General features: G+C 40.3%; 21 protein-coding genes. 6 read left to right on the top strand and 15 right to left on the bottom strand.

Going from position 1 to position 24,512, the window contains the following annotated elements; translation table 11 throughout:
* Nucleotides 1-114: 114 nt before the first annotated feature.
* The 5 genes from K6I41_RS13455 to K6I41_RS13435 form a co-directional block, all read right to left on the bottom strand.
* Complete coding sequence (locus tag K6I41_RS13455; protein WP_250374556.1) at nucleotides 115-822, bottom strand: cache domain-containing protein; 708 nt, start codon at nucleotides 820-822, stop codon at nucleotides 115-117.
* Nucleotides 823-887: 65 nt separating this feature from the next.
* Complete coding sequence (locus K6I41_RS13450) at nucleotides 888-1,607, bottom strand: FadR/GntR family transcriptional regulator (protein WP_151822727.1); 720 nt, start codon at nucleotides 1,605-1,607, stop codon at nucleotides 888-890.
* Nucleotides 1,608-1,662: 55 nt separating this feature from the next.
* Nucleotides 1,663-2,433, bottom strand: a complete 771-nt coding sequence (locus tag K6I41_RS13445; RefSeq protein WP_250374555.1) for a nuclear transport factor 2 family protein — start codon at nucleotides 2,431-2,433, stop codon at nucleotides 1,663-1,665.
* Nucleotides 2,434-2,462: 29 nt separating this feature from the next.
* Nucleotides 2,463-3,893: a gamma-aminobutyraldehyde dehydrogenase gene (locus tag K6I41_RS13440; protein ID WP_250374554.1), complete on the bottom strand. Its 1,431-nt coding sequence runs from the start codon at nucleotides 3,891-3,893 to the stop codon at nucleotides 2,463-2,465.
* A 328-nt stretch (nucleotides 3,894-4,221) separates the two neighbouring features.
* Nucleotides 4,222-4,644 carry an Lrp/AsnC family transcriptional regulator gene (locus tag K6I41_RS13435; protein WP_002001056.1) on the bottom strand — a complete coding sequence of 141 codons (423 nt, stop codon included), beginning with the start codon at nucleotides 4,642-4,644 and terminating at the stop codon, nucleotides 4,222-4,224.
* A 136-nt stretch (nucleotides 4,645-4,780) separates the two neighbouring features.
* Between K6I41_RS13435 and K6I41_RS13430 the strand changes: the two genes are divergently transcribed.
* The 4 genes from K6I41_RS13430 to K6I41_RS13415 all read left to right on the top strand — a co-directional run bounded on the left by K6I41_RS13430 (nucleotide 4,781) and on the right by K6I41_RS13415 (nucleotide 9,582).
* Complete coding sequence (locus K6I41_RS13430; protein ID WP_250374553.1) at nucleotides 4,781-6,016, top strand: aspartate aminotransferase family protein; 1,236 nt, start codon at nucleotides 4,781-4,783, stop codon at nucleotides 6,014-6,016.
* The gene (gene astA, locus K6I41_RS13425; RefSeq protein ID WP_250374552.1) at nucleotides 6,013-7,107 is read left to right on the top strand and encodes an arginine N-succinyltransferase; all 1,095 of its coding nucleotides are present in this window, start codon (nucleotides 6,013-6,015) and stop codon (nucleotides 7,105-7,107) included. The genes K6I41_RS13430 and astA overlap by 4 nt, the downstream gene beginning before the upstream one ends.
* A 400-nt stretch (nucleotides 7,108-7,507) precedes the next feature.
* The gene (locus K6I41_RS13420; protein WP_004793843.1) at nucleotides 7,508-8,971 is read left to right on the top strand and encodes an amino acid permease; all 1,464 of its coding nucleotides are present in this window, start codon (nucleotides 7,508-7,510) and stop codon (nucleotides 8,969-8,971) included.
* A 245-nt stretch (nucleotides 8,972-9,216) separates the two neighbouring features.
* Nucleotides 9,217-9,582 carry a hypothetical protein gene (locus tag K6I41_RS13415; protein WP_250374551.1) on the top strand — a complete coding sequence of 122 codons (366 nt, stop codon included), beginning with the start codon at nucleotides 9,217-9,219 and terminating at the stop codon, nucleotides 9,580-9,582.
* Nucleotides 9,583-9,633: 51 nt separating this feature from the next.
* Here the strand turns inward: K6I41_RS13415 and K6I41_RS13410 are convergent, their stop codons facing one another.
* On the bottom strand, nucleotides 9,634-11,094 hold the full coding sequence (locus K6I41_RS13410; RefSeq protein WP_250374550.1) for a coniferyl aldehyde dehydrogenase: 1,461 nt from the start codon (nucleotides 11,092-11,094) through the stop codon (nucleotides 9,634-9,636).
* Between the two features lie 129 nt (nucleotides 11,095-11,223).
* On the opposite strand from K6I41_RS13410, the gene K6I41_RS13405 reads away from it, so the two are divergent.
* Nucleotides 11,224-12,294, top strand: a complete 1,071-nt coding sequence (locus K6I41_RS13405) for an AraC family transcriptional regulator (RefSeq protein ID WP_250374549.1) — start codon at nucleotides 11,224-11,226, stop codon at nucleotides 12,292-12,294.
* 15 nt (nucleotides 12,295-12,309) lie between these two features.
* On the opposite strand, the gene K6I41_RS13400 is transcribed toward K6I41_RS13405, so the two are convergent.
* The 9 genes from K6I41_RS13400 to K6I41_RS13360 all read right to left on the bottom strand — a co-directional run bounded on the left by K6I41_RS13400 (nucleotide 12,310) and on the right by K6I41_RS13360 (nucleotide 23,004).
* Nucleotides 12,310-13,206: a DMT family transporter gene (locus K6I41_RS13400; protein ID WP_250374548.1), complete on the bottom strand. Its 897-nt coding sequence runs from the start codon at nucleotides 13,204-13,206 to the stop codon at nucleotides 12,310-12,312.
* A gap of 145 nt (nucleotides 13,207-13,351) precedes the next feature.
* Nucleotides 13,352-15,103 carry a tannase/feruloyl esterase family alpha/beta hydrolase gene (locus K6I41_RS13395; protein WP_250374547.1) on the bottom strand — a complete coding sequence of 584 codons (1,752 nt, stop codon included), beginning with the start codon at nucleotides 15,101-15,103 and terminating at the stop codon, nucleotides 13,352-13,354.
* 32 nt (nucleotides 15,104-15,135) lie between these two features.
* Nucleotides 15,136-15,525 carry a PaaI family thioesterase gene (locus K6I41_RS13390; protein ID WP_192455799.1) on the bottom strand — a complete coding sequence of 130 codons (390 nt, stop codon included), beginning with the start codon at nucleotides 15,523-15,525 and terminating at the stop codon, nucleotides 15,136-15,138.
* A gap of 40 nt (nucleotides 15,526-15,565) precedes the next feature.
* Entirely contained in the window at nucleotides 15,566-16,102 is a 537-nt protein-coding gene (locus K6I41_RS13385; RefSeq protein ID WP_250374546.1) for a DUF3237 domain-containing protein, read from the bottom strand.
* A gap of 57 nt (nucleotides 16,103-16,159) precedes the next feature.
* On the bottom strand, nucleotides 16,160-17,410 hold the full coding sequence (locus K6I41_RS13380) for an OprD family porin (protein ID WP_250374545.1): 1,251 nt from the start codon (nucleotides 17,408-17,410) through the stop codon (nucleotides 16,160-16,162).
* 81 nt (nucleotides 17,411-17,491) lie between these two features.
* A complete protein-coding gene (locus K6I41_RS13375) occupies nucleotides 17,492-18,631 on the bottom strand; it encodes an acyl-CoA dehydrogenase family protein (protein ID WP_250374544.1) in 1,140 nt (379 codons plus the stop codon).
* A gap of 75 nt (nucleotides 18,632-18,706) precedes the next feature.
* Nucleotides 18,707-20,593 (bottom strand): feruloyl-CoA synthase, encoded by a 1,887-nt coding sequence (locus K6I41_RS13370; RefSeq protein ID WP_250374543.1) that lies wholly within the window; start codon nucleotides 20,591-20,593, stop codon nucleotides 18,707-18,709.
* A gap of 82 nt (nucleotides 20,594-20,675) precedes the next feature.
* Nucleotides 20,676-22,127: an aldehyde dehydrogenase gene (locus tag K6I41_RS13365; RefSeq protein ID WP_250374542.1), complete on the bottom strand. Its 1,452-nt coding sequence runs from the start codon at nucleotides 22,125-22,127 to the stop codon at nucleotides 20,676-20,678.
* Nucleotides 22,128-22,164: 37 nt separating this feature from the next.
* The gene (locus K6I41_RS13360) at nucleotides 22,165-23,004 is read right to left on the bottom strand and encodes a p-hydroxycinnamoyl CoA hydratase/lyase (protein WP_171056853.1); all 840 of its coding nucleotides are present in this window, start codon (nucleotides 23,002-23,004) and stop codon (nucleotides 22,165-22,167) included.
* A 248-nt stretch (nucleotides 23,005-23,252) separates the two neighbouring features.
* Here K6I41_RS13360 and mhpT point away from each other — a divergent pair, with 248 nt between their 5' ends.
* Nucleotides 23,253-24,485, top strand: coding sequence for a 3-(3-hydroxy-phenyl)propionate transporter MhpT (mhpT, locus tag K6I41_RS13355; protein WP_013198528.1), 1,233 nt, complete (start codon nucleotides 23,253-23,255; stop codon nucleotides 24,483-24,485).
* The last annotated feature ends 27 nt before the right edge of the window (nucleotides 24,486-24,512 follow it).

Raw genomic sequence — 24,512 nt, 5'->3', positions numbered from 1 at the left:
CCCTAGACCTGAATAAACAAGTCTGTTTGAAGAAAGTTTGTACAAAAGCTAGGGGCTATTTCGCCTTGGTGATGCCCTAAAGCAAGGTCAAATATTTATATCTTTGACTTCGCTCTAGATCACGACCAGTTGAAAAGATTGACACGGTCGTGACAGAACCTGCTGTGGGCTTTGGCCTTTAAATAATGTGCCTGTTCTGATAGTGATGTCATTTGAAGTAATCACACGAGAGGAATCGTTGATCACGATTGCTTTTTGTTTAATATTTTTAAGTTTCGGCATCAGTAGTTTTTCGAGTGCTGAAACTAAAATGTCGGTGGCAATTACACCGATAAATTGATCACGAATCATGACTGGATGGGCAAGGGTGATGGTATATGCACCATTGCAGATATAGTCGACGTATGGCCCATGGATGCACGGACTTTTATTTTGAGCAGGTTTATGGAACCATTCAAAAGAGCGAAAATCTAAAAAGCGCTGAGCATTTTGATAGTTTTCAAGTTTCGCTTGTTGTAACTGATCTTCTTTTTTATACCACCATTCGAGTGTCCAATAATCTTGTTCTTCTTGGGTTGCAGGGCTATAACTTGCAAAGCCGATACCTTGACTGTAATGGCTTTCCTGTAAGGCCTTTTTAATTTCTTTTTGCAAAGCTGAACGCTCTGAACCTGAAAGCTTAATGTCTTTTGTTTTTTCAGGTTCATGTTTTGAGAGAATTTTGCTCGCTTTGGTTGCCAGATTTTCTGTAATGGTTGTCGTTTCTTCAACCACCGTCTTTAACAAATTTTGAAGCTCTTCTATATCTAAATGTTGGGTCATTCCTATAACTCCTAAAATTCCGTATTTCTCACTCGATATTTGATAAGCGCTCTGTTTTATTGTTTTTATTCGATAGATAACTTATATCGAAGCATTTGATCCGTTAGCATCGAAATAATTTTTCGTGCTTGAATAACAGCATCATCTTCATTGGCTTGAACAAAAGATGATAAAAGTTGGTGGTATTGAGCGACGACCAGTTGATGAAATTGATCATCTTGGTAAAGCACAGCAATGAGCGGCGCCCATTCGGCTTGTATAGTTAACTCTTGATTTGCTAGACGAGCTGATTGAGCAAAAGAGGTGAGGGTCAGCAAACAACGTAAATCAAGTTGGGCACGCGTGTCTGCTTCAATGGCCTGTTCAAATTGTTCAATCAGCTCTTTGATTTTGTTCAGTTCATATTCAGTGGTTCTTTGTGCTGCCAAATATGCACCATGGCTTAAAATTGCACTATGAAACTCGCCTAAATCAGCTAGATATTCATTTGAAGCTTGACGTAGAGGATGCTTGTTTAAGAGTAAATCGGAAGGTAACTCACAAACAAAGCTTCCGCCGTTTCGCCCGCGTCGTGTATCAATCAGACCCTTTACGCGTAAAGTATTTAAAGCTTCACGAACGGTAATGGGTGACACTCCCATTAAGCGAGCTAGATCCGCCTCGTTAGGAAGTTGTTCATTGCTTTTAAGCAATCCAGAGATAATTGCATTTTCCAAGCGTTCTACAACTTGTTCCGATCGAGTTGCCTGAGCGATAGGTGCAAAAATTATCGTATATGCTGACATGGCGAATTCTCTAAAAGCTAAGTCAGTGACTTAGCTTAATGAAACGGATAAATGATTAAAACACGCCATATTGATGGACTGCCTGTTCATCTTCAGGCACAGCTGGTATTGCATCCCAAAGTTCAACAATTTTGCCGTTATCTAAACGCCACAATTCAAAATAGGCATGTCGATTTCCAGCAATATTTCCTTCGGAATGTGTCAATACAAATTGACCATCAGCAATGGAGCGATGAGTTTTGGAGTATACCAAACCTTGTCCTTCATTACGGATATTGTTCAAAAAATCAATGACTGCTTTAACACCATCGCCAATATCTGGGCTATGTTGAATGAACTGATCGTTGTGAGTGTATTCTTTAAATGCTTCGTAGTTGCCATCAATTAATGATTTCTTAAAGAACGAGGTCACAATCTCACGATTTTTCTCTGGATCATGGTGAGTGACGATTTCTGTTGGACCATCTAATTGGGTTCTACCACTCACATTCGGAGCTGCTTCTGCTACCAGTCCATCCCAATGTTCCACAATTTTCCCGTCTTTCACTCGGTAAATATCAAAACCAACTAAAGGGTTTTCATCTAATCCTTGAAAGCGGCCATGAATTGCAACCAAGTCACCATCTGCCAATACACGCACAGCTTCATGTTGCATGTCAGGACAGTCTTCTACCAATTGGCGAAGGCCTGAAATGCCATTTGCAACGAGTGGTGAGTGCTCTATAAAGTCTTCAGAAAAATAACGATCCAGAGCAGTGGTGTCGTGCAAATTAAAGAGCTCGTGATGGGCTTTGCTGACCAAGTCTTTCATTTCTTGTTTATTCATTTTGATCTCCTTTTCAAAGTTCATTGTTATTATTCATTTGAACTCATCACATGTTTAACGCGAGTATATTCTTCAAAACCGTAGCCAGATAAATCCTTGCCATAACCTGATTTTTTGAAACCGCCGTGTGGCATTTCTGCGGTTAAAGGAATATGGGTGTTAATCCAAACTGTACCGAAATCAAGTTCACGAGAAAGACGAGTGGCGCGAGCATGATCTTTAGTCCAAACACTTGAAGCTAGGCCATATTCAACATCGTTGGCTTTTTCAATCGCATCATTTTCATCGGTAAATTTTTGAACGGTGATGACTGGTCCAAAAATTTCATTTTGAATGGCTTCATCGTGTTGTTTTAAACCACTAATAACAGTGGGTTCAAAATAGAAGCCTGGACGGTCTGCCTGTTTTCCACCTGTTTCAACTTTGGCGTGAGCAGGTAAGTTGTCAATAAAGGCTTTGACATTCTTTAATTGATTAGAATTGTTGAGTGGACCATAAAGCGCATCTTGATCATCGGGTTCACCAAAACGGGTATTCTTTGCAGCTTCAACGAGTTTGCCTAAAAACTCATCATGAACAGCTTCAGACACAATCACACGTGTTGCCGCAGTACAGTCTTGGCCTGCGTTGAAATAGCCTGTTAAAGCAATCATTTCAACTGCTTTATCGATGTCGGCATCTTCAAAAACCACGACAGGTGCTTTACCACCAAGCTCAAGGTGAGCTTTTGCTAAATTTGCAGCGGCAGAAGCTGCAACCTGTAATCCAGCACGAACCGAACCTGTAATAGAAACAAGTGCTGGTGTTTTATGGGATACAACTTTTGAACCGACCTGCGCTTGGCCTAACACTACGTTAAATGCGCCCTTAGGGAAAAAAGGTGCAGCAATTTCTGCAAGTAAAAGGGTACTTTCAGGAGTGGTATCACTTGGTTTAAGTACCACTGTGTTACCCGCAGCCAAAGCAGGAGCAATTTTCCAAACAGCCATCATGAGTGGATAGTTCCAAGGTGTAACTTGACCAACCACACCGACTGGTTCGCGGCGAATAGAAGAGGTTAAACCTTCTAAATATTCACCTGAAGCTGTGCCATTGAGTAAACGGGCAGCGCCTGCAAAGAAACGAACCTGATCTGCCGATGCCCCCACTTCTTCCGATGCAATTAAGTGTTTTAACTGACCTGTATTACGACTTTGCGCCTCAATTAAACGCTCCGCATTTGCTTCAATAGCATCTGCCAAATTCAATAATGCTTTTTGACGAGTTGAAGGTGTGCTGCGTCCCCAAATTTTGAATGCTTCTTTTGCAGCAGCATAAGCTGCATCAACTTCGGCCTCCGTTGCATTCGGTGATTGTGCATAAACTTCACCAGTCACTGGGCTTACCAAGTCGAAATAATCATTTCCTTTGCTAGCAACATATTCGCCGTTAATAAAGTGTTGTAGTTGAGTTTTAGCCATTTTTTATACCTTGTCCTTAGGTTTTAACATATAACATATAATACTATATGTATTATGTTTTAAATTTTCTGTCAAATGCTTTGATGAGGGGAGTGGGTGAAAAAAGTTGGAATTTACTTCAGATTAGATTTTAAGTTTTTGATTTGATTATTTAAAAAAAATTAAAAATTTGTGAAGATTTTTAGAGCAGGTTCATCGTCGTATTAATTCAGTAGATTTGATGAAAAATAATAGAATAATTTTTCTAATCGAGAGCAGCTTGATGACCCAAACATTGTGCTTAGCTCATCAATTTCGAGTTCTTGTTTATTGAAATTAAAGTGAATGATTAGGTCTTATGACTCGCAAGCAGAATGCTGGTTTCACTGTTATAAATACCTGAAATGTTCCTGATTCTTTCTAAAACTTTGTCGAAGTTTTCTAAAGTGTCAGATCGTAGCTCAACCAAAATGTCCCATTTACCATTGGTTTTATGCAAACATTCAACGGCACTTTCTAGGCGTAATTCTTTAATCACAGACTGTGCTTTGGTACCTTCGACCATAATACTCATCCATGCACGAATAACGTTGCGTTCAGCATTGGGTTTAAACCGTACTGTATATCCAGTAATGATGCCTGAAGACTCTAAATACTCCATTCTCTTTTTAATAGTTGCTCTTGAAACGTGAACTTTTTCGGCTAACTCGGTAACAGACATCCGTGCGTTATCTTTAAGTAAACCTAAAATAATTTGATCAATGTTATCCATATTGTAATTGTCAATTATCAGATTGGTAAAAAATAATTCATTTTTGACTGAATTACAAATTTTGTGAATCAATTTGATTTTGAATAATAGGGTCATCAGCTAACCCTCATAATTTTAATTTAATGGACTAGATAAAATGAATAATTTTGCAGTTTCACGTAGTGACTTTAACGAGTGGATGGTTCCAGTTTTTGCACCGGCAAATTTCATTCCGGTACGTGGCGAAGGTTCACGTATTTGGGATCAAGAAAATAAAGAATATATTGATTTTGCAGGCGGGATTGCAGTAAACGCATTAGGTCATGCGCATCCAGTGGCAGTGAATGCTTTAATAGAACAAGCAACAAAACTTTGGCATGTAGGTAACGGTTATACAAATGAACCCGTTCTACGCCTTGCAAAACAACTCACCGAAAATACATTTGCAGACAAGGTTTTCTTCTGTAACTCAGGTGCTGAAGCGAACGAAGCTGCTTTAAAACTGGCTCGTAAAGTTGGTTTAGATAGCGGTGTTGCCGGTAAAAGTGGCATTGTGGCATTTAATAATGCTTTCCATGGTCGTACTTTATTTACCGTTTCAGCGGGTGGTCAACCTAAATATTCACAAGACTTTGCACCACTTCCAAACGGTATTAACCACGTTGCCTTTAATGATTTAGAAGCTGCAAAAGCGGTGATTAATGAGCAAACATGTGCAGTCATTGTTGAACCGATCCAAGGTGAAGGCGGCGTTATTCCTGCGAACATCGAATTTTTAAAAGGTTTACGTGCACTGTGTGATGAGTTTGGTGCCTTACTGATTTTTGATGAAGTACAAACTGGTGTAGGCCGTACAGGCGCACTGTATGCCTACATGAACTCTGGCGTTATTCCAGATGTGTTAACGACCGCAAAAGCATTAGGCGGTGGTTTCCCTGTGGGTGCAATGCTAACAATTGATAAATTTGCTCCACATTTTTCAGTGGGTACACATGGTACGACTTATGGCGGTAACCCGTTAGCAAGTGCGGTTGCAGGTGCAGTATTTGAATTTATTAATACGCCTGAAGTGCTTGAAGGTGTGAAAGAACGTCATGATTACTATAAAAACGCTTTAAATCAATTAAATGAAAAATATGAAATCTTTGAAACGATTCGTGGTGAAGGTCTATTGATTGGCTGTGCCTTAAAAGACAAATTTGCTGGTAAAGCAAAAGATATTAATAATCTTGCTGGTGAAGAAGGTTTACTGAGTCTGATTGCTGGTCCAAACGTTATACGTTTTACGCCGTCTTTAATTATTCCATTTGCTGATATTGATGAAGGCTTAAAACGCTTTGAACGTGCGCTTGCTCGCTTTGTGGAAATTCAAAAGGATGAACAAGCAGCATGATGATTATTCGCTACATCGAACCTAAAGATGTTAATGACCTTTACCTGTTGGCGCAAAAAGCGGGTTTTGGTTTGACATCTTTGCAACCAAATATGGAAAAACTTGCTGCTCGTATTGAGCGGGCGTGTAAAACAGTTGCAGGCGAATTATCAAAAGCAGATCAGGTCTATTTATTTGTTTTAGAAGATACTGAACTCAACAAAGTCGTTGGTGTTTGCGGTATTGAAGTCGCACTTGGTTTAAAAGAGCCTTGGTACAACTTCCATGTGGGAACCCAAGTTCATGCGTCAGAACCCTTAAGTGTTTATAACGCTTTACCTACTTTGTATTTGAGTAATGACCATACTAACTGTAGTGAGCTTTGTACTTTATTTTTAGATCCTGACTATCGCTTAAATAAAAATGGCAAGTTTTTATCTAAAGTTCGCTTCTTGTTTCTGTCAGCATTTCGCCAATATTTTGAAGAAACGATTGTTGCTGAAATGCGTGGATACTCTGATGCAAATGGACAATCACCATTTTGGAATGCGGTAGGGCATAAGTTTTTTAATATTGAATTTACCAAAGCCGATTATTTGAGTGGAGTCGGGCAAAAGGCTTTTATTGCTGAGCTAATGCCAAGACATCCACTCTATGTCGATATGTTACCTGATGATGCGAAAGCCGCGATTGGCATTGTTCATCCAAATACTCGACCAGCCTACAACCTCTTGCTTGAAGAGGGACTACGCTATAAAGGCTATGTCGATATTTTTGATGGTGGTGCGACGCTGCAAGCAGATATCGAAAATTTACGGGCAATAAAAGAAAGTCAGTCTGTAGCAGTACAAATTGAACAACCTGAAAATATTGCGGTAGGTGATGAAGCTTACATTGTGGCTAATGATGACTATGAAAATTATCGCTCGATTCTTGTGTATAGCAAACCTCATCAAAACATATTGCAGTTAACAAGAGAACAAGTAAAACAATTGAATGTTGAAAATGGCTCTTTAGTTCGGGTGCTAAGCGTTCAAGTTAAACAAGTTTCGAGCCCAGAAGTGGTCAATAAACTCAAAGCCACTGAACATTTTCGAATGGCTGTTAATTAAGCGGAAATTACTATACATTTCACCAAATTTAAGAAGGAATACTATATTATCGCTAGCGCAAGATGGGTATATGGATAAATACAATCTTGTTCGCTGAGCTGGGATTAATTAGCCTGTTTTTCTATATAAAGATTAAGTAAATAAAATATTTAATTAATCTATATATTTTAAATATTTATTGAAATTATATTGAGAAAAGCAGGCTAATATAATAATGAAGGAAAAGATTGATGATTAATTTTTTATTGTTATAGGTAATAGCTTTTAAAAAGGAATTTATAAGGTTTTAAGTGGTTTAATAATATTTTTAACATGATTTAATGGACTAAATTAATAATCATATAATTTATTTATTATTAAAGCATTTACGACGGTTGCTATAAATTGGAGTAAATATTACATGAGTAAGAATAACGGAAAGCAGTTCCTGGAAGGAGATCTTCTTGGTAGTCAACATATGACTGAACAAGAAGAAGAGAAATTGCAGCGCTCATTAACCAATCGTCATATTCAGATGATCGCAATTGGTGGTGCAATTGGTACTGGATTATTTATGGGTTCCGGGAAAACATTAAGTGTTTCGGGTACTTCAATTGTTTTAACCTATTTAATTATTGGTTTCTTCTTTTTCTTCGTGATGCGAGCAATGGGTGAATTGTTGCTTGCGAACACCAATTTTAAAACCTTCGCCGATTTTGCAACGGCTTATCTTGGTCCATGGGCGGGGTTTTTCCTTGGTTGGTCCTACTGGTGTAACTGGATTATTACTGCGATTGCAGACGTGATTGTGATCGGAGGGTACATGCAGTTTTGGTATCCCGATTTACCCGTTTGGATTCCTGCATTTACTTCATTGGCCGTCTTAACCATACTCAACTTTGTGGCCGTTCGATTGTTCGGTGAACTTGAGTTTTGGTTCTCACTCATCAAAATTACTGCAATTATTCTGTTTATTTTGGCTGGTATTTATTTAATTAGTACTGGATTTACTTCTCCAAATGGGGTTAAGGCCTCAATGAGCCATTTGTTCGAAACACAGTCTATGTTTCCTTATGGTGTAACAGGTTTCTTAGCGGGTTTCCAAATTGCCATATTTGCGTTTGTGGGTATTGAGCTGGTTGGTACAACTGCTGCTGAAACCAAAGACCCGCATACCTCGCTTCCAAAAGCAATTAACTCTATTCCTTTACGTATTTTATTATTCTATGTGGGTGCATTGGTTTGTATTATTGCGGTTACATCTTGGGCTAAGGTTTCACCAGAAAAAAGCCCATTTGTAGAAATGTTTACTTTAGTTGGGTTACCAATTGCGGCAGGTTTAATCAACTTTGTTGTTGCGACTTCTGCGTTATCTTCGGCAAACAGTGGAATCTTTGCGACCAGCCGTATGTTATATGGTTTAGCTTTAGACAACGATGCACCTAAAAGCTTTAGTAAATTATCGAAAAGAAAGGTTCCAATTAGAGGCCTCGTATTTTCAATGGCTTGTGTAACGCTTGGAACATCAATTCTATTCATTGTTCCAAATGTTATGACGGCATTTACGATTATTTCAGCACTTACTTCAATTTTATGTATTTTTACATTCATGCTGATTGTGCTTTCGTATATTTATTATCGTAAGAAAAGTCCTGAATTACATATCCAGTCAAAATATAAAATGCCAGGTGGTTTATTTATGGCATGGATGACGATGTTGTTTTTAGTCTTCACTATAGTAATTTTAGCTTTAGATCATGATACGCTGATTGCTTTAGAGTTTTCACCAGTATGGTTTATTGGTTTATTTATTGCCTATAAATATAAAAAGAAAAAGATGTTGCAACTTGATATCTTGAAAGCTCAAAAGGTTGATTATATTTAAGTCGAGTGTAGTTGCTTTTATATTAAAGCTAGGTAAGTGCCTAGCTTTTTTGTTTTGAAAATAATAATTTATAATTTTTGATTAAGATAATTTGTTTATGGTTACATTCTTTAGTAGAAAATTTACTCAGAAAATTTTGGTAAGATCCGAAATTTTTTCAGGATTTTAAAAGTAGTCATAAATATTAAAATGAATTAAATTGATTTTAAAACTAAAGATTACAAGGTAAAAGGAATAGTAAACTCATGATACTTAAGTGTAATGATAGTGATTTGTACGATTTTACTATTGGGAAAAGATACATCTGTTTTGGGGTGCAATTTAATGAATATCGAAATGAAACAAAAGTATCTGTTCGCCGCGATTCTGATGGTACTCCTGTTATTGTAGAAATCTCTAAATTTGAAATAATTAAACCTAGTATACCTGAAGGTTGGAAAATTTCACTTTATAAACAGGAAGATACTATAACTACTACTATTGAACCTAAAGAATTTAGTGGAGCATTCTGGGATGACTATCATGATGGAAATCCTAAAATGGAAAAATTATTTGAAGATACTTATTTAAAGATCTGTAAATTTCATAATTTTTCTATTATGTCCGATTGATTAATTAAAAGCCGATAAAAAAGCCTCATGACGAGGCTTTTTTCATAATCTTTATTTAATATTTGGATCGCCTTTTTTCAAGAAAAAGCGAATCGCTAGTTTTTGTAGGAATGTTCCATAAGGAGGGTGGAAAAGCTGAGTTGGGAAAAACCGATGACGTATAAACACAGTTTTTGCATGTGAAAGTTCACGGAAACCTTCTTCACCATGATATGACCCCATGCCTGAGTTGCCGATACCACCAAAAGGAGCATCATGGTTGACTACATGCCAACCCCAATCATTAATGGTCACGCCACCCGAATGAGTTTCACGTAAAATACGATCACGTTCTACAGAGCTATGTGTAAAGCAATAAAGAGCTAATGGTCGTTCGTCCGATTTCACATAGGTAATTGCATCATCTAAAGAATCATAAGCCACGACAGGTAAAATAGGGCCAAAGAGTTCTTCTTTCATAATGCGCATGTCTGGCGTGCAATTCAGCACAATCTGTACAGGCATTCTACGGCCTTGTTGGTCGAAGCTATAAGTGTCACAAGGAATAACGCGTGCACCTTTTTCTTGTGCATCGATCAAAATATCTTGAATACGTTTTAAATGGCGGTCATTTACAATCGATGTGTAATTCTCATTATTTTCAATGTTTTGACCAAACATTTTTATAAAGCTTGATTTCGCAGCATCCACAAATTCATCAATACTTTCTTTGGGAACCAACGCGTAGTCAGGCGCTACACAGATTTGACCACTATTTGTTGCTTTACCATGGGTAATGCGCTTTGCCGCATCGGCAAGTGGGTAATTACGGCTCACAATTGCCGGTGATTTACCGCCTAACTCAAGTGTAACAGGGGTTAGATTTTCAGCCGCTGCTCGCATGACTACCTTGCCAATGGCAGGAGAGCCAGTAAATACAATATGGTTAAACGGTAAAGAGGTAAATCTTGCTGGGTCTGTAATTTCTTCACCAAAAACCGCTACTTCATCTTCATTAAAGACTTCTGCCAGCATGCGACGTAGCATTGCATTGGTATTGGGGGTAATTTCAGGCAGCTTAATCATGACTCTGTTGCCCGCAGCTAAAGCGGCAATGAGTGGGCCAAGTGCTAAATAAACGGGGAAGTTCCAAGGAACAATTACACCAACCACGCCTTTAGGTTGGTATTGCACACTTAAACGGTTTGATAAAAATAAAAGCTCGGTACGGCGTTTGCTTGGACGCATCCAGCGGCGTAAATGATGAATCGCATGATCGGCTTCCAACACAGAGCCAAGCAAATCTAGTAGTTTAGATTCATCGAGTGATCTTGAACTAAAATCAGAATTAATCGCAGCAGCTAAAGCATCTTGATAGCGAATAATTTGTTTTTTGAGTTGATGCAGTTTTGTGCGGCGTGACTCAAGACTTGGGTAGGGATCTGCCTCAAAATTGGCACGTTGTTTGGAAAAAATAAGTTCCATATGTTCGGTGGCAGAACCGCTATATTCTTTTAAAGTGGAGCTTTCCATTATTGTTCCTTCCATACTTTTGCTTATCATACTTTATGCTTGAAGCGTCGTATGGTCGATGTTAAATTGAGACAACAAGAGGTAGTTTAGTGCCATTATGCACGTCACTCTAGGGATGGTGTGAGTTAAATGCCTAAAAATCTTTATAAAAATGCAAATAGTGTTATTGAAGGAAATTATGATAATACCTCCTTAGGTTCGAATACATATTTGCTAGGTTTGACCAGTTTATTCGATGAAATGGGGTCACAAGGCCATTTAATATCAGAAGTTCTGACTGGCACAAATATTTCGCCAGATACGATGAATCAATCCTCTTTATATATTTCTCAAGTCCAAAAAATTCAGCTATTTCAAAATATTCAAAAACTATCTCACGATCCTTTAATTGGACTACGCGCAGGACAAAAGCAGCGATTGTCTGATTTTGGGGTGTATGGTTATGCGCTATATTCTTCGCGTAATTTTAGACAAGCGGTAGAGCTTGGTATTCGGCATATTAAACTTGCAGGGCCTATTTTAAAGAAGTCTTTTTATATTCGAGATGATGTTGCCATTTTTGAAGGACAGGACATTATTGCGCTTGGTAAGCTTCTACCTTTAGTGTGCGAGTTTTGGTTTAGCTCCATGCAAACCTTAATTGAACGTGTGCTTGAAGGACCATTTCAAGCGAAGAAGCTTTTATTGCCATACCCAGCGCCTGACTATGCAGAAGAATATGAAAAAGTGTTTCATTGTCCTGTTCAGTTTAATGCTGGGGTGATGCAATGGCACTTTGATTTGAAGTGGCTCGATGTACCTTGCCCAAATGCCAACCCGATTACCGCTGATATGTGTAAATCGTTTTGTGAGCGGATGCTAGGTGCTGCTGAACTTGAAGAGCCTGAGTTGGTGAAAACGATTCGTTTAATATTATTGGATGGAACGGGGCTTTTTCCATCAGCTCAAGAAATGGCTGAACGGTTACATATGTCAAAGCGTACCTTACATCGGCGTTTGGCAAGTTTTAGTCTGACTTATCAAGAGTTATTAGATGAGACTCGGCGCCGTCTTGCGGATGAATATTTGCGAGAAACAACTTTAACCGTAGATGAAATTGCTGAAAGAATTGGCTTTTCAGACACTTCTAACTTTCGAAAAGCCTATCGTCACTGGACGGGCATTTCACCAAATGAGTATCGAATACAGTACCAAAATTAAAATCAAGTTTGGCTGCTACTTAAATCGAGAGAGTAACTTTTTCTGCAAAAATGGATTACAGAGCAAAATGGCAAATAAAATAATAAATATACCGATAATGCTAAACAGATCCGGTAATTCATGCCAAAAAACAAATCCCCATATTCCTGCAAAAATAATGGCAATGTAATTCATGGGGCCAATTTGTCCTGCTGGCGCTAAGCTATAAGCATAAGACATAAATAGTTGACTAATATTAGCTAAAAGTCCTGCGGCAATGAGTAGGCTTAATTCGTGCCAAGTGAAAATACGCCAATGCCAAAACATCGGAATAGAGGAAATTAAACTACCAAAAACACAGAAGTAAAAAACGATACGTTCAGGCGGCTCTGTACTGGTTAAAGCTCTTACGGTGACAAAAGCCATTGCTGATAAAAAGCATGCACCCAAGCCAATAAATGATAGTGCGTTAAATAAACCTTGGTCGGGTTTAGCAACAAATAAAACCCCAACGAGGCCAATCACAGCGGCAAAAATCATCGATTTGGTAATTTTTTCTTTTAAGAAAAGCCATGCAATCAGTGGAATAAAGATAGGAGATGAATAACTAAAAACCATGGCATTTGATAGTTTTAAGTTCGCAATAGCATAGAAAAAACCATACATTGCAGCAAGACCTACTAGGCTTCGCCAAGTGTGCATCCAGAGTTTATCGGTTTTAATAAAGTCTAAACCCTGTTTAAACAGCATCGGAATAAAAATAAATAAACCCACTGCATTTCTAAAAAACACGACGGTCGCGTTGTCTACCGTTTGCGAAGCAAAACGAATGCACACTCCCATAATGGAAAATAATAATGCCGATGTCATAAGACAAAGCAGTGCTTTTCCAAGTTGTGTAGAGGGGAGATTTGGAGCAGTCTGATTTTGCATAGAGAAATGAGTTTTTGGCTTTCGGTGTTATCTTAGCAGTGATGCAGGCATTGGATGAAATATCATTTGATAATGATTCAATAGTGATATTTATTAAAATAAAAAAAGAGAGCCTGGGTCAGCTCTCTTTTTATCTTATTGGATGTTATTTACAGCTAAAGTTTTCAGCTTTTTCGCTATCACCTTGACCATTGTAACGGGCAATGAGTGGGTAAGGACAAAGTGGGCGTGTACGGTCTGGTGCCCAGTCTTGCGGAAGTTCAGTATTCACTTGAGCACTTGGGTTACCAGCTCCGCGTGCGGTCGCAATGATTTTGTCAGGGACTTGCCCATATTCCACCCAGTTGACTAAAGCAGTCAGCGCATCAAATTGGTCAGTCGCAATGCCATCACGGGTATGGTTCATGCCCGGAACTCTAAAGAAACGTGCAAATTCAGGCGCTGTACCTTTTGCATCATTTTTATAATGTTGTAGTAGCTGATCGTACCAATTTTGGGTGTCATCCACAGAGAAAACGCCGTCTGCTGTGCCTTGTACCACAATCATTTTCCCACCGTGATTACGGAGTTTATCTAGATTGAGTTCATCGGGTGGCATCATGAATGACATCGAACTTTCGGTGTATACATCATTGGTTGCCGAGAGTTTTGGATAGTCGGTATCGAAGTTAAAATTAAAGGCAAATTGTCTAGAGTTTTGAGTCACAGTTGGGTCGGGTGGAACCTGAAAAAGAATGCCGACTGCAACGGGGTCACGCGCTGTTCCCACCGAAGATTCAAATTTCCAACTTGCCCAGTTACTACCGACTAAACCGGGGTCGAAAGGCTGGGTTGCATAAAGTGCTTGTCCAGCAGAGTTTACAGGGCCGCGGTAAATGTTGGCTAACACATCAATTTGTTCGGTGCTTAGACATGTGTCATCTCTTGTGCTTGAGCAAACGGGTACATGTTGGTGAATATCAAAAGCTGTACGGCAAGCTTCAACATCTTGAACCAAGCCATCTGCAACACCGTCTAGTGCATCGCATCGATCTAAAATCGCTTTTGCTAAAACTTTACGTTCCGAAAGGGTCAGGGCGGTACTTAGGTCACTTTCATCTGTTGCGACACGACGAAGCTGCTGCGCTGTATAGAGTTGAGCTGCGGCCGCACGAGGTAAATGAAAACCCGGTGTGCTTGCTAAAATTCCATCATATTGATCACCTAAACGGGTTGCAGCAATCATGGCATGACGCCCGCCGTTCGATGTACCGCCTGCATAGGAGCGGTCTGGCAATTTACCATAGGCGGCTTTAATTAGGTTTTTTGCCATAGGCGTGAGTTTGGTAATTGCACCGTAGCCGTAGTTAATTCTGGCTTGAGGGTCTAAACCAAACATTGGATTTTGTGAAGCATTATGTCCTGCATCGGAAGAAATAATAGCAAAACCATCATGTAGGGCATTGGTCAGTGGACCGCCGCTGCCAACCTGACCTGTTGCAGGGACTAAATTACCATCGGTTCCACCATTGCCTTGATAGAGAAAACGGCCGTTCCAGTCTATTGGTAAGCGCATTTCAAAACCAATTTGATAGGTTTGTCCATCGACAGGGCTTACCCGTTGGTCCATATAACCTTTAATCAAACAATGAGCGCCAATCGGTTTGTTGGCGACAGTCAATGTGCCTGCTTCTTGAAGGGTAGCTGAGCTAATGACCGTATTGTTGTATTGAAATCCAAGTAAGTCCGTACAGCTTCCTGTCATTTTTACACCCACAGCAGGAGATAACTGCGGTGGTTTGGTTGTTGAGGGAACAGTTGTGTCATCATTATCACTTCCACAGCCTGCCAAAGCACCAAGCATGGCAAGCACTAAAGCGGAGTGGGTCAAAATTCGTTTATTGTTGGTGTAATTCATTATTCATATCCTTATTGAATGAATGGTCGCAATTAATCTAAAACCAGAAAATTAGCTGTGCTTCGTGCAATCATTTTGTTGTTTTGCCAAGCTTCACTTTCGAGATTCAGTACAGTTTTGCCTTGTTTAATGAATCGGCATTTCGTAATGACTTCTCCCACAACACAGGGCCTCAAAAAATCCATCGTTAAGTTGATAGTGGTAGCGGGTTTATGGTCATTGGCGAGAAAGGCAAAAAGTCCCATCACATCGTCAAGCATGGCGCAGATCATGCCGCCTTCAACGGTGCCGCGTGGATTGGTAAAGCTTTCTAGCGCCGTGTAGTGGATGGTGAGTTCAGTGTTCTTGTCATTCCAATGGATATTATGTCCACCCAAATGGTGATGAATGGGGGGTAAGTGTTCTAAAATTTTTTGATCCATAGTTAAGGGTCCATCCTTTTTGTTGGTGTTATAAAAATTATTATTTCAGGGTATAGGCATCATAAATAACCGCTTTGCCCAAACGCATTGCACTACCTACCGCAACGGTCTGGTTAAGCCATGAGTATTTAGGTGAGCTGGTTTCAAACTGCATGGTAATTTTGAAATAGTAATTTTTCGGGTCGACATCTTTACCTTGAGCAAGCTGTTTTAGTGTTTCTGCCGAGCCATGTCGGTAACCTTTGGTTTGAAGATAAATGAGTGCACCGTCATCGGTTTCTAACAAATATCGTGTATCAATAATGGCCAGCCCTTTACTGTCGACGATTTGCCAATCTGCGCCATTATTTAAAATGCGGCCTTTAATTGATTTCCCTTCGAATGTCCCACCGGTAATGGGAATAATTCGGCGTTTACCTGCGTCATTGGTTGTGCCTAATTCCCAAACAGGCGCATTTAAATCAACACTGAATTTTGCTAAAGGTTCAAGCTGAATAGGTGGCGGGCTATATTGTGTTTCGGCATGAGTCAGGCTAATGAGACAAATTCCGCAGAGTAGCGTTACAACTTTCTTCATGATGAATTTCCCGAAATAAAAGGAGGTTCTATGTGTGACAGAACCTCTCGTTTTGAATTATTTAAATTTCCATGTGTAGTCAATGTTGATACGCGTTTCATTTACAGGTTTGATGTTGGCTGTAGAGAGCATGTTGTTGTCATAAATGGCGTAGCGCGCACGTAGCCCTAGATTTTTTAACCAGCCACTTTGAACGGTGTAACCTAAATCAAAGTCGGTTTCGCGTTCTTTTAGATTGGTGCCACCTAAGTTAGGTGCATAAATATTGTGGCCTGTGGTGTAACGAGTCATGAAACGTAAACCCGGCACATAATCTTTAAAGTCATATTCATAGCGGAAGCTATAGGCTTTTTCTTTTGGGTTTAAAAACTCACCTGGCCATGTGTCAATGAGAAGCCCAGTTTCACCTCCAGTCAAATACGGAAAGGCGGTGTCGCCGTGATGCTGGAAAGTTCCAAAAATAAATTTATGGTTTTGATGTTTGAGTTCGAAATGCGCATGATAAAGGTCATTATCGACTAAGCCTGCTTTTGCTTGCCCGTCATCTCGGCTGCGGTAGTAACGTAATTGTGAGCTAAAGTTAGTGGTGTCATTAATTTTATGTTGGTGTAAGGCACCGACCATGGTTTGGTTATAAAGATCATCAACATCCATATAAAAAGCGGTGAGCTTGAGTGCGGGATTAAACTGATAGTTTCCACCTAAATAATAGAGTCCATCCGTTTCAGCACTTTTAAAGCGTCCATTTACGCCTGAAATTTTAATTTTTTCATAGTTGGTCGAATCACGATGATTCACTTTATCGAGGTAGGCTGCCTGTAAATCAAAATCTTTAATATCTTTACTGGTCAGTGAAATTCCTCGATAGGTTTGAGGAAGCAAACGAGCAGGTGAAGCTACTAAAACTGGGTTCATCGGCATTAGCGTACCAATACGTAGCTCAGTCTGGCTTATTTTCGCTTTTGCTGTGACCCCAATTTCCCCATAAGAGTCAGCAGGTTCATTGGTACGCGTGTCTCTAGGTAAGTTTCCTGTACCGCCATGCTCTGCGTCGGCATCGAGTTTAAAACCCGCCGTCGCAAGTACATCCAGTCCAAAACCAACAGTCCCTTCGGTATAACCTGAATTGGCTTTAAGAATAAAACCTTGTGTCCAGTCCTTGGCAGCAGGGTAAGCAGATTGCTCTTGGTAGTCGCGGTCAAAATAGAAATTTCGCGTGGTGAGTTCTACTGAACTGTTGTCAATAAAATTGCCAGCCCACACTGAACCAGAGAGCATGAGGGTAGAGTACATCCATAATTTCGACATAGCATTTCTTCCTGAAATAACATTTTTTTGTTTTAAACAAGGCATAGTTGTTGTGTCTGCCTTGTTTGGTTTTAAATCGAATTATTTTCCGAGCAGTTCTCGGGCCACGATTTCTTTCATAATTTCATTGGTTCCCCCATAAATTTTTTGTACCCGCGCATCGACAAAAAAGCGTGAAATTGGGTATTCCTGCATGTAACCGTAGCCACCAAAAAGCTGAAGTAATTGGTCAATCACTTCACATTGGACATCGGTGATAAAGCATTTCAGTGCGGCAACTTGAGTCACGCTTAACAGGTGTTGTTGATACAGCGCTGCACATTGGTCTACAAAAGCTTGAGCGGCTTTTGCTTTAATTTGCGCGTTTGCGAGTACAAACCGTGTGTTTTGCATTTGACTTAAAGGTTGTCCGAAAGCTTTACGTTCCAAAACGTAGTCTTTAGTCAGTTCGATGGCGCCTAAAATTGACCCCAACGCCATCATCGAAATGCTTAAACGTTCGCGAGGTAACTCTTGCATTAAATAAGCAAAACCTTGTCCTTCTTCACCCAAACGCTGAGTTGCAGGCACACAGACATCATCAAAAAATAGGTCAGCTGTATCTTGGGCATGGAGTCCGATTTTTTGTAATGAACGGCCTTTTTTAACGCCATCTAAAGCAGCATCGACTAATAAAATCGAAATGCCTTTTGCTTTGGCTTGAGGATCAGTTTTCGCCACCAGGACAATCAGGTCGGCATGCAAACCATTTGAAATAAACGTTTTTGAACCATTAATACGATAGTGGTCATTTTCTAAAATCGCTTGAGTGCGTATGGCCTGTAAGTCTGAACCAGCATTCGCTTCGGTCATGGCTATTGCAGTGACAACTTCGCCTGTCACCATTTTCGGTAGCCAATAACGTTTTTGCTCTTCAGTTCCAATATTTTGCAGATAAGGAGAGACCAACTCATTTTGCCCGCCAATGGCAACCGCCAAAGACGCAAAGCCAGCTTGAGCCGTTTCTTGAACCAGCATCAGTGAGTAGTGCACAGGAGCGCCGTAACCGCCATATTCCTCGGGTACATCGACGCACAAAAAGCCATTTTCCCCAAGACGAAGCCATAGATCACGTGGGATAAGACCATCGTGTTCCCACTGTTCGTAATACGGAGCAACCTGTTCTTTTAAGAATCTGCGATAGCTGTCCCGAAATAGTTCAAATTCTGTATCGTGTGGCATGTTGAACCTTTTTTTAGGCAAAAGTGAGGCTATAGCCCAAACCGAAGTTTGAGCTTCCTTTTCTATTTCAATTGCTTATTGCTTTAAGGTAGGCACCCGAATAATCAGCGGGTTATCATTCTGCTTTTGATAAAGCTCATCAATTAAAGCTGCACGACGCTTGGTAATATTGCTTTGATTGAGGTTGCCTTTATCGGTGACTTCGCCTGCATCGAGTTGAGGTGGCTCGGTCATTAAATAAAGCATTGAGACTGTATTTGAGCTACCAGTCGCATCTTTATTAAAAGTGGTTAAAAATTGGCGGAACCATTGCTGGACTTTAGGATGCTGTAGTATCTCTGCTGGAGAATGTTCGCCCAGCTTAAGGCCAGCTTGTTGAGCACAAGCATCTAGTTTTGGAAAAATCAAAAAGCCAACCGCATTCAGGTTTGAACCTGTAATACAAACATCTTGAACCAGTAAATTACCTTGAATGAGTACTTTGTTGCGTAGTGTGCCCACATTCACAAAAGTGCCTGTATTGAGTTTAAAGTCTTCAGCAATTCGTCCGTCGTACATCAGGCCTTTAGTTGGATCATTCACATCGACCAAACGAACAGCATCGCCAGTGTGGAAAAAGCCTTCATCATCAAAAATAGTACTTTGCTGGTCCGCTTTTAAGCGCCAATAGCCTTTCATGACATGTTTGCCACGAACACAAAACTCAAGTTTGTCACCACATGGAACCAGCTTAATTTCACACCCCGGAGCAGGGTAACCAATAAAGCCAGCCATCACCCGTGGACCAGTGGTAAAAGCACAAGAGGGAGCAGTTTCGGTCATGCCCAATCCGCTCATAATACGAATTTTCTCTCCGCAATGCTGCTGAGCAATTTTGTCGAGCCTGTTCCAGCCCGCTTCTGAAAGCGCTGCACCTGCAAAGAATAGAATTTTAACTTTGACAAAAAAGCGGTCTCTTAATTCTTCATCTTTTTCTAACGCTTCGGTGAGTTCTTCCCAGCCTTTTGGCACATTTAAATAAACTGTTGGAGAAATTTCTTTGAGATTACGAATGGTTTCATCAAATTTTCCTGCAACGGGTTTGCCGTCATCAATGTAAATGGTACCGCCGTTATAGAGTGCAATGCCGACATTGTGACTGCCGCCAAAGGTGTGGTGCCAAGACAGCCAGTCGAGTAGGACAGGCGGCGTTTCTTCAAACTCAGGGAAAGTCTGCAACAACATTTGCTGATTAACACACAGCATTAAATGCGTGGTCGGTACAGCTTTAGGTAATTTGGTTGAACCTGACGTAAATAGGAATTTGGCAATTTGGTTTTCATCAAGGGTTTGGTAAAACTCTTGAACATTTGAAACAGGCGTATCTAAAAGCGATTGAAAAGATGTGCAGATCTGATCGCCCACAATCCCTTTATTGGTCACCACTTCAATGTCAGGTGTAATACATGCCTGAATCGCTTTGGCAAAAGCTTGTCCATCGCTGGCATAAACCATACCAGGTGTAAGCACTTCAAACACATGTTTAAGTTTGCCAAAGTCTTGAGAAATCAGAGAGTAGGCTGGTGAAATTGCTGAAAAAGGCACACCTGCCAGCATGGCACCCATAGAGAGTGTTAAATGTTCGAGATCATTACCACTTAAAATAACCAGAGGTCTTTCTTGGTTTAACTTACGTTCATGTAATGCCTGAGCAATGTGCCATGCACGTTGTAAAACTTCTGCATAACTCAGTTTGACCCATTCACCTTGAGCATTGCGTTTTGCTGCAAAAATATGGTCTGGTTTGGTTTGTGCAAAATGAATTAACCGATCTGTAAGTTTTTGTGGATACGGTTTTAATTGCTCTTTTGGGCTGATATAGAGCATGTCATCTTTATGGTGATAATGAATATCATGTTGCCCTAATTTTACGAACCGTTCGCGGTCTTGTGATTGAGTGGCATTCATTTGCATTTCTTTCACTCCATGGAAAGCGCATCACTGCGCTTTATTTTTTTGCATCATGCAATTTTTATTTAATATGTTGTTGTCTGCATTACCCTGACTAAATCGGGTAATGACGTGATTGGGTTTGAATGGTAATCCAGCGTAAGTCGGTAAATTCGGCAACAGAGACTTTACTACCAAAACGTCCGTAACCACTCGATTTGGTTCCGCCAAATGGCATTTGAGCTTCGTCATGTACGGTTGCGCCGTTAATGTGACAAATACCCGAATCAATCTGTTGAGCGACTTCTAATGCCTGTGAAATATTTTGACTAAACACTGCCGAAGAAAGGCCGAACTCGCTGTCATTTGCCAGTGCTACGCCTTCTTCAATGCTTGAAAAGCGTTGAACTGTGCATACAGGTCCAAATGATTCTTCGCGGTAAAGCAGCATGTCAGGTTTAATATTGAGCACCAGCGTCGGTTGCATGGTGGTGTCTTCAATATGAATGCCTAAAGGTAAGTCAGCACCTTTGTTTTGAGCATCTTCCAGCAAATGCTGAATACGGTTTGCAGCACGTCGACTTTCTAAAACACCGAGTACATTGTCTTTTGAGGTTGGATTACCTGCTCGAATAGAGCGGGTTTTTTCAATCAGTTTTTCAATAAATTGGTCGGCAATATTGTCTTGAACCAAAACACGTTCGGTCGACATACAGATTTGCCCCTGATTAAAGAATGCTCCAAAAGCGACTGCTTTTACGGCTTCATTAATGTCAGCTTCATTTAAAACCACGACAGGCGCCTTACCACCCAATTCAAGTAAAACAGGTTTTAAATATTTGGCAGCAGTCTCGGCAATAATTTTTCCGACTTTGGTTGAACCCGTAAAATTAATACGCTTCACGGCTGGATGAGAGACTAAACGCTCCACGATTTGTGGTGCATCTTCAGCGGCATGCGTAATTACATTCACCACACCTTCGCCAAGACCTGCTTCATGTAACACTTCACCAATTAAACGATGTGTTGCTGGGCAGGCTTCCGATGCTTTTAATACAACGGTGTTGCCACAAGCCAAAGGCATAGCAAGCGCACGTGTTGCCAAAATGACAGGGGCATTCCAAGGTGCAATTCCTACAATTACACCACAAGGAACCCGCACACCCATTGCAAGATTGCCCGGCACATCTGACGGAATCAGACTTCCGTCAATTTGTGTGGTCATGGCTGCGGCCTCACGTAACATGTTGGCAGCAAGATGAACGTTAAACCCATACCATGTCGCAGTTGAACCTGTTTCTTGCATTCCAGTTTGAATGAATTGCTCAGTCTTTTGGTCCATTAGATCGGCTGCTTTTAACAAACGTAAGCGACGTTCGGTAGGCGAGAGTTTCGACCATACTTTAAAAGCTTGTTGTGCCGAATCGATTGCACGATCAACATCTTCCAACGTTGCAGCAGCAGCTTTAGTTGCCACCGATCCATCAATTGGACTGATACGCTCAAAAGTTGCCTGATTTGATGCATCAACAGATTGACCGTGAATAAGTAACTGTACATTTTGCATGGGTTGTGTCCTTACATTGCCATTAAAGAATCAAAAGTTAACCAGTACGTTTATAGCTCTGTAAACCCGGTTTAATTGATTTTTCATCTAAGAATTGTTTCAAACCTTCTTGGCGGCCATTTTCTGTATCGCGGTGGATACATTGATCAAGTTTGGCATATAAGTAGTCTTCGTTTTGATCCCAAGTCAGTTCACGACAACGCTTAAATCCATTTTTAGCGGTACGAAGAACCACAGGGTTTTTCTCAAGTAGACAGTTTGCAAGCTCAGTCACTTCTGCTTTTAATTGTTCAAGCGGTACGCTTTTATTTACAAGGCCCATAGTTTCGGCTTCTTTACCACTAAAGGTTTTACCCGTCATGATGTAGTACAAAGAGGCACGGTGACCAACAGTGTCTGCCATTGCTTTGCTGACCAGGTTACCCGGTGGGATCCCCCAGTTAATTTCAGATAAACCGAAAGTTGCTTCATCTGCTGCAATTGCTAGGTCACAAGCCACTAAAGGTGAGAAACCGCCTCCAAAGCACCAGCCGTTGACCATAGCAATGGTTGGTTTTGAATACATGCGAAGAAGTTGCCACTGCCAACGGCATGAGTCACGGCGAATACGTTCTTGATAAATTTCTGGCTGAGTATCGACTTCACGGAAATATTCCTTTAAGTCCATGCCTGCTGTCCAAGAATCGCCTGCACCTGTCAATACAAGCACACGTGCATTTTGATCAAGTTCTATCGCTTCAAGTACATCAATCATTTCACGGTTGAGTGTTGGGCTCATGGCATTTTTCTTTTCTGGGCGGTTTAGTGTTACCCATGCAATTCCATCTTCAACTTTAACATCTACTGTTTCCCAGCGGTTTTCATAACTCATCTTCATACTCCTTGAATGATTTTTTGCTGTTCTGGGATTTAATTTAATATCAGTTAAACTTACATTCAAGTCTTTTTTATAAAATTTCATAAATATTTTATAAATAATTGTATTTTAAATATTAATTAATTTTATTTCTGATTTAATATAAAAATATGTTGATTTTTTAGTAAGTTTAACTGATATTTTTGGTGTGTTTAAACAATAATACACAAAGGGCTAAATGGAACGACTAGTCAATAAGGGATAACACAATGGAAAAGATATTAGGACAGTCTGCAAGGGCAAAAATCACGTTGCTATTATGCTTTGCAATAGCAATTTTTGAAGGTTTTGATCTTCAGTCAATGGGGGTAGCCGCTCCAAGAATGCGGGCTGAGTTTATGTTGGACAATGGCCAGATGGCGTGGGCATTTAGTGCTGCAATTTTAGGAACACTACCAGGTGCCATATTAGGCGGTAGATTTGCCGATATTGTCGGGCGTAAGAAAATTCTGATTTTTAGTATTTTACTTTTTGGAATTATGTCTTTGCTAACGGCTTATGCTGCTAACTTTAGTTTGCTGTTACTCATTCGTTTTTGTACTGGTTTAGGAATGGGTGGGGCACTTCCAATGATGATTACACTGGCATCTGAAGCTGTACCTGATAAATATAAAGGTACTGCTGTCAGCATCATGTATAGCGGTATTCCTTTTGGAGGATTACTCACTTCTGTTGTTGCCATGTCGTTGGCAGGCGATGCAGAGTGGCGTCATATTTTCTATATTGGTGGGATTGCGCCTATTTTACTCATTCCACTGATTATGCGCTTTTTACCTGAGTCAAATGATTACCTGCAACGTAAAGGTCAAGCGCAAAAAACGACTCCATTCTTGGAAGTTTTATTTGCGAAAGAACGTCGTATGTCGACCATTCAGCTTTGGGTCAGTTTTTTCTGTACGCTCGTTGTACTGTATTTCTTATTGAATTGGTTGCCATTGCTGATGGGCGCGCAAGGCTTATCGAAATTACAGGCAAACTATGTGCAGATGGGTTATAACGTGGGTGGAATTTTAGGTTCGATTCTCATGGGTGTATTGCTGGATAAGTTACGCATGAGTTTTGTGATTAAACTGATTTATCTCGGCATTTTATTTTCGCTTTGTTGTTTAGCGATATCCCCAACCGTTGCTTTACTTGCACTTTCGGCAGTGGGCTGTGGTTTATTCATTGTGGGCGGACAATCGGCGTTGTACGGTTTGGCTGCCATGTATTATCCAACAGAAATGCGTGGAACAGGTGTAGGTTCAGCGGTTGCGATCGGGCGTATTGGTTCTTTTGCAGGGCCTTTAATGGCTGGTTTTTTACTCTCGCTTGGACAAAGCTCGACCATCGTGATTGGTTCAAGTATTCCAGTGATTTTAATTGCAGCGATCTCTGCATTACTTCTTGTCAAAAAACCTAAACAGCCTGTACATTTAGTACAAAGCTCAGGTGCTCGCTAAGTTTTAACGAAAGTATGGGGTTAGAGC

Source organism: Acinetobacter sp. AS23 (assembly GCF_023612055.1).
Taxonomy (GTDB): Bacteria; Pseudomonadota; Gammaproteobacteria; order Pseudomonadales; family Moraxellaceae; genus Acinetobacter; species Acinetobacter oleivorans.
The sequence above is the reverse complement of the archived record's forward strand: the minus strand, read 5'-3'. Positions and strand labels throughout refer to the sequence as shown.